The organism is Streptomyces sp. NPDC020845, from assembly GCF_044334165.1.
Lineage (GTDB): Bacteria > Actinomycetota > Actinomycetes > Streptomycetales > Streptomycetaceae > Streptomyces.
Genome location: NZ_JBIRSJ010000061.1, coordinates 1 through 6027, shown reverse-complemented (window position 1 = coordinate 6027; position 6027 = coordinate 1). Strand labels below are relative to the sequence as shown.

The window sequence follows — 6027 nt, the reverse complement described above, 5'->3', positions numbered from 1 at the left end:
AACCACATCCGCCAACCCGTCCACTTCCACCCCGCCATCACCCACACCGCACCCCACACCACCGCCTACATCGAAATCGGCCCCGACCCCGTCCTTATCCCGGGCGCCCAACACACCCTCGACGCACTCGACACCCCGCCCGCGCACCCGCCCGTCCTCATCCCCACCCTCACCCGCACCCAGCCCGAGACGAACGCCCTCGCCCGCGCCCTCGCTACCCTCCACACCACCCACACCCCCGTCGACTGGACCCCCTGGCACCCGACCGCCCACACCATCGACCTCCCCACCTACGCCTTCCAGCACCAGCCCTACTGGCTGCGCGTGGACGGCGGACCGGGCGACCTGCGCAGCGCGGGGCTCACCTCGGTGGCGCACCCGCAGCTCGGCGCCGCCGTCGAACTCGCCGACGGCGGCCTGGTGATGACCGGCCGCCTCCCCGCCGCCGGAAGCGGCGGCGGCTGGCTCGCCGACCATGTCGTCGCCGAGGCCACTCTCGTCCCGGGCGCGGCCCTGGTCGAGTGGGCGCTGCGGGCGGCCGACGAGGCGGGCTGCGGCGGTGTCGAGGAGCTGGCGCTCCAGGTCCCGATGGCGCTCCCCGCGTCCGGCGGGCTGCGCGTGCAGGTCGTGGCGTACGCCCCGGGCGAGGACGGCCGCCGCGAGGTGGGCGTGCACTCCCGCCCCGACGGGGAGGCCTCCGCCCCCTGGACCTGCCACGCCACCGGGTATCTCGCCCCGGCGGCCCCGGAACCTGACCCGGCGGGCTCGTCGCTGGCGGGGGCCTGGCCGCCGCCGGGCGCCGAGCCGGTCGCGGTGGACGGCTTCTACGACCGCGCCGAGGCGCTGGGGTACGGCTATGGCCCGGCGTTCCGGGGCCTGACCGCCGCCTGGCGCCACGGCGAGGACCTGCTCGCCGAGGTCACGCTGCCCGAGGCGGCACACGAGGGCGCGGGCGGCCTCGGCATCCACCCGGCGCTGCTGGACGCGGCCCTGCACCCGGTGGCGCTGGACGCCGAGCGGGGCGGCGACGGGCAGCTGCGGCTGCCGTTCGCGTGGAGCGGCGTCACCCTCTACGCCACGGGCGCGCGCGCCGCGCGGGTCCGCATGTCGCCGCAGGAGCACGGCTTCCGGCTCCTGCTGGCCGACGCGGCAGGCAACGCCGTGCTCGGCGCCGACGCCGTGGTGGTCCGCGCGACGAGCGCCCGCCAGCTCCGCGAAGCGGGCGCCCGGCGGGTGGACGGGCTGTACACGGTGGCGTGGACCCCGCTGCCGCCGGCGGAGATTCCCGCGCCCGACACCGGCGACCTGGCGGTCCTGGGCAGCGACGACGACCCGCTCCCGTTCCCCTTCCGCGCCTCGCGGTCCGGGCCCGGCCCTGCGCGTTACGCGGGCATCGACGAACTGCTCCTCGCCACCGCGACGCCCGCCACCGTGCTCGCGGGCGTCCCGGGCGGCGACCCGGAGTCGGCGGACGGGGCGCTCGCCGCCGCCACCGGCGTGCTGTCACTGGCCCGCCGGTGGCTGGAGGAGCCGGAGCTGGCCGACGCCCGGCTGGTGCTCGTCACCCGGGGCGGGATCGCGCCCGGGTCCGGGGACGCCGACGACGGCCCCGACCCGGCGGCGGCGAGCGTGTGGGGACTGGTGCGCAGCGCCCAGTCCGAGAACCCGGGCCGCTTCCTGCTCTGCGACATCGACGGCGGCACCGGTCCTGCCGAGCTGCTGGACGCCGTGCGGCGCGCGGTCGCGCTGGACGAGCCGCAGGTGGCGGTGCGCGGCGGCAACGCGCTGGTGCCGCGCCTGGAGCGGGCGGCGGCGCCGGAGTTGGTGCCGCCGCCGGGTGAGCGGGCCTGGCGGCTCGCGTCCGGCGGCTCGGGCACGGTCGACGGGGTCGAGGTCGTGCCCTGCCCCGAGGCGCTGGAGCCGCTGGCGCCCGGCCAGGTGCGGATCGCGGTGCGCGCCGCCGGGGTCAACTTCCGCGACGTGCTGATCGTGCTCGGGATGTACCCGGACGAGGGCACCTTCCGGGGCAGTGAGGGCGCGGGTGTCGTCCTGGAGGTGGCCGGGGACGTGACCTCGGTGGCCGTCGGCGACCGCGTACTGGGCCTGTTCGAGGGCGCCTTCGGCCCCGTCGCCGTCGCCGACGCCCGCGCGGTCGTGCCGGTCCCGCCCGGCTGGACCGACCAGCAGGCGGCCGCGGTCCCCACGACGTTCCTCACCGCCTGGTACGGGCTGGTGGACCTCGCCGGCCTGGCGGCGGGCGAGAAGATCCTGATCCACGCCGCCACGGGAGGCGTGGGCACGGCGGCCGTGCAGATCGCGCGCCACCTCGGCGCCGAGGTCTACGCCACCGCCAGCCCCGGCAAACACCACGTCCTCGACGCCATGGGCATCGACGCCGACCACCGCGCCTCCTCCCGCGACCTCGCCTTCGAAGACGCCTTCCCCCAGGTCGACGTCGTCCTCAACAGCCTCGCCGGCGACTTCACCGACGCCTCACTCCGACTCCTCGGCGACGGCGGCCGGTTCATCGAGATGGGCAAGACCGACATCCGCCACCCGGAGGAGATCGCCGCGTCCCACCCCGGCGTTCACTACCGGGCCTACGACCTGGTGCCCGATGCCGGTCTGGATCACGTCGGGGAGATGCTGCGCACGCTCGCCGGCCTCTTCGCCGAGGGCACCCTCCGGCCGCAGCCCGTCCAGGCGTGGCCGCTGGCGAAGGCCCGGCAGGCGCTGCGCCACATGAGCCAGGCCAAGCACACCGGCAAGGTGGTGCTGGACATCCCGCGCACGCCGGACCCCGACGGGACGGTCCTCATCACCGGCGGCACCGGCACCCTCGGCGCCCTGACCGCCGAACACCTCGTCACCACCCACGGCATCACGCACCTCCACCTCCTCAGCCGACGCGGACCCGACGCCCCCGGTGCCGCACAACTCCGCGACAGGCTGCAGACCCTGGGTGCCCACGTCACCATCACCGCCACCGACGCCGCCGACCCCACCGCCCTGCGCGGCGTCATCGACGGAATCGACCCCGACCACCCCCTCACCGGCGTGGTCCACGCGGCGGGGGCGCTGGACGACGCCGTGCTGACGGCGCAGACGCCGGAGCGGCTGGCGGCGGTGTGGGCGGCCAAGGCGACGGCCGCCGCCAACCTGGACACGGCCACCCGCCACCTCCCCCTGGCCCTGTTCACCCTCTACTCCTCCGCCGCCGGCACCCTCGGCAGCCCAGGACAGGCCAACTACGCCGCTGCCAACGCCTACCTCGACGCCCTCGCCACCAGGCGACACCACACCGGCCTCCCCGCCACCTCCATCGCCTGGGGCCTGTGGGCGGCCAGCAGCGGCATGTCAGGCGACCTCGGCCAGGCCGACCTCGCCCGCATGAACCGCACCGGCTTCACCCCGCTGTCCACCCCCACCGCGCTGGCCCTCTTCGACGCCGCCCACCGCCACGGCGCCGCGTCCACGCTGGCGCTCGACCTCAACTCCCGAGCCCTGGGTTCACCGCCCTCCGACGCGGTGCCCGCCCTGCTCCGCGGCCTGGCCGCCGCCGGGGCCCCGGCCCGGCCCACCGCAGCCGCCGCGCGGCCCGTCGACTGGGCCGGCCGCCTCGCCGCGCTCACCGAGGCAGAGCGCCACCGCGAACTGCTCACCCTGGTACGCATGCACGCGGCGACCGTCCTCGGGCGCAGCGACCCCTCGGGGGTGCGGGCGGACAGCTCCTTCAAGGAGCTGGGCTTCGACTCGCTCACCGCCGTCGAGCTGCGCAACCGGCTCTCGATGGCCACCGGGCTGCGGCTGCCCGCCGCCCTGATCTTCGACTATCCCGACGCCGGGACCATGGCCCGCTACCTGGAGCAGAAGCTCGCCCCGGCCGACCGGCCCGCCTCCGAACCACCGGCGCGGGCCGATCACCTCGCGCCGATCCTGAACGACCTGACGAGGCTGGAGTCCACCCTCAGCGGCCACACGGTGGACGGCACGTCCCGCGAGACGATCGCGGGCCGGCTCCACGCACTGCTCGCCCGCCTGGAGGGCCGGGGAGACGGCGCGGGCATCGACGGCGAGGCGCTCGCGTCGGCGTCGGACGACGAGATGTTCGCCCTCATCGACCAGCAACTGGGCTCGTCCTGACGGGGAGTGACGGAGAAACCATGTCAGCCACCGAAGATAGGCTGCGCCAGTACCTCAAGCGCGTCACCCTCGACCTCGGCGAGGCCCGCCAGCGCCTGCGCAAGGTCGAGGAGCGCCAGCAGGAGCCCATCGCCATCGTCTCCATGGCGTGCCGCTACCCCGGCGGTGTCGCCTCCCCCGAGGAGCTGTGGCAGCTGGTGGACAGCGGCACCGACGCCATCGGCCCCTTCCCCGCCAACCGTGGCTGGGATCTGGACGGCATCTACCACCCCGACCCCGACCACCCCGGCACCGCGTACGTCCGCGAGGGCGGCTTTCTCCACGACGCCGACACCTTCGACGCGGCGTTCTTCGGCATCAGCCCGCGCGAGGCCCTGGCCATGGACCCGCAGCAGCGGCTGCTGCTGGAGACCGCGTGGGAACTGCTGGAGCGCGCCCACATCGACCCGGCCACCCTCAAGGGCTCCGCCACCGGCGTCTACGCGGGCTGCGGCGTTCCCGGCTTCGGCACGCCCCACGTCGAGAAGAGCGCCGAGGGCTTCCTGCTGACGGGCAACGCGCTCAGCGTCGTCTCCGGCCGCATCGCGTTCACCCTCGGCCTCGAAGGCCCGGCGGTCACGCTGGACACCGCGTGCTCGTCGTCGCTGGTGGCGATGCATCTGGCGGTCCAGGCGCTGCGCGGCGGCGAGTGCTCGCTGGCGCTGGCGGGCGGCGTGACGGTCATGCCGACCCCGAACGTGATCACGGAGTTCTCCCGGCAGCGCGGCCTGGCGCCGGACGGACGGTGCAAGCCGTTCGCCGCCGCCGCCGACGGCACGGGCTTCTCCGAGGGCGCGGGCCTGCTGCTGCTGGAACGCCTCTCCGACGCGCGCCGCAACGGCCACCAGGTGCTCGCCGTCATCCGTGGCTCGGCCGTCAACCAGGACGGCGCCAGCAACGGCCTGAGCGCCCCCAACGGTCCCTCGCAGCAGCGCGTCATCCGCGCCGCGCTGGCCAACGCCCGGCTGACCGCCGACCAGGTCGACGCGGTGGAGGCGCACGGCACGGGCACCACGCTGGGCGACCCGATCGAGGCGGACGCCCTGCTGGCGACCTACGGGGAGGACCGGCCCGCCGACCGGCCGCTGTGGCTGGGCTCGCTCAAGTCCAACATCGGCCACACGCAGGGCGCGGCGGGGGTCGCGGGCGTCATCAAGATGGTGATGGCGATGCGGCACGGCGTGCTGCCCGCCACCCTCCACGCCGACGAGCCAACCCCCCACATCGACTGGAGCGGCGGCGAACTGCGCCTGCTGACCGAGCCGGTCGACTGGCCACAGACGGAGGAACGCCCGCGCCGGGCCGGGGTGTCGGGGTTCGGGATCTCCGGCACCAACGCCCACGTCATCCTGGAAGAGGCCCCGGCACCCCCCGAGCCGCAGGAGCCACGTCCCGCTCAACCCGCCGTCCTGGGCGGCGTGGTCCCCTTGACGCTCTCCGCGCGCGGCCCGCAGGCCCTGGCCGAACAGGCACGCCGCCTGTCCGAGACCCTCGCCGACGCCGCAACCACCGACTCCGCCTCCGTGGCGTGGTCGCTGGCCACCACCCGCACCACCTTCGACCACCGCGCCGTGATCACCGGCACCGACACCCCCGGCCTCCTCGCCGCGCTCGACGCCCTGGCCACCGGCACCGAACACCCCCACCTCACCCAAGGCACCGCCCTCGACCCCGAACAGGGCCCCGTCTTCGTCTTCCCAGGGCAAGGCTCCCAATGGCGCGGCATGGGCGTCGAACTCCTCGACACCTCCCCCGTCTTCGCCACCCGCATCGCCGAATGCGAACACGCCCTGACACCACACATCGACTGGTCACTCACCGACGTACTACGCGGCACCGACACCA

General features: G+C 75.4%; 2 protein-coding genes. Both read left to right on the top strand.

Features of this window, described 5'->3' with window-relative positions; all coding sequences use genetic code 11:
- Positions 1 to 4143: KR domain-containing protein (locus tag ACH4U7_RS52955; RefSeq protein WP_398534905.1), on the top strand; the 4143-nt coding region annotated here is incomplete at its 5' end.
- Between the two features lie 20 nt (positions 4144 to 4163).
- A partial coding sequence (locus ACH4U7_RS52950) for a type I polyketide synthase (RefSeq protein WP_398534904.1) occupies positions 4164 to 6027 on the top strand: 1864 nt, incomplete at its 3' end.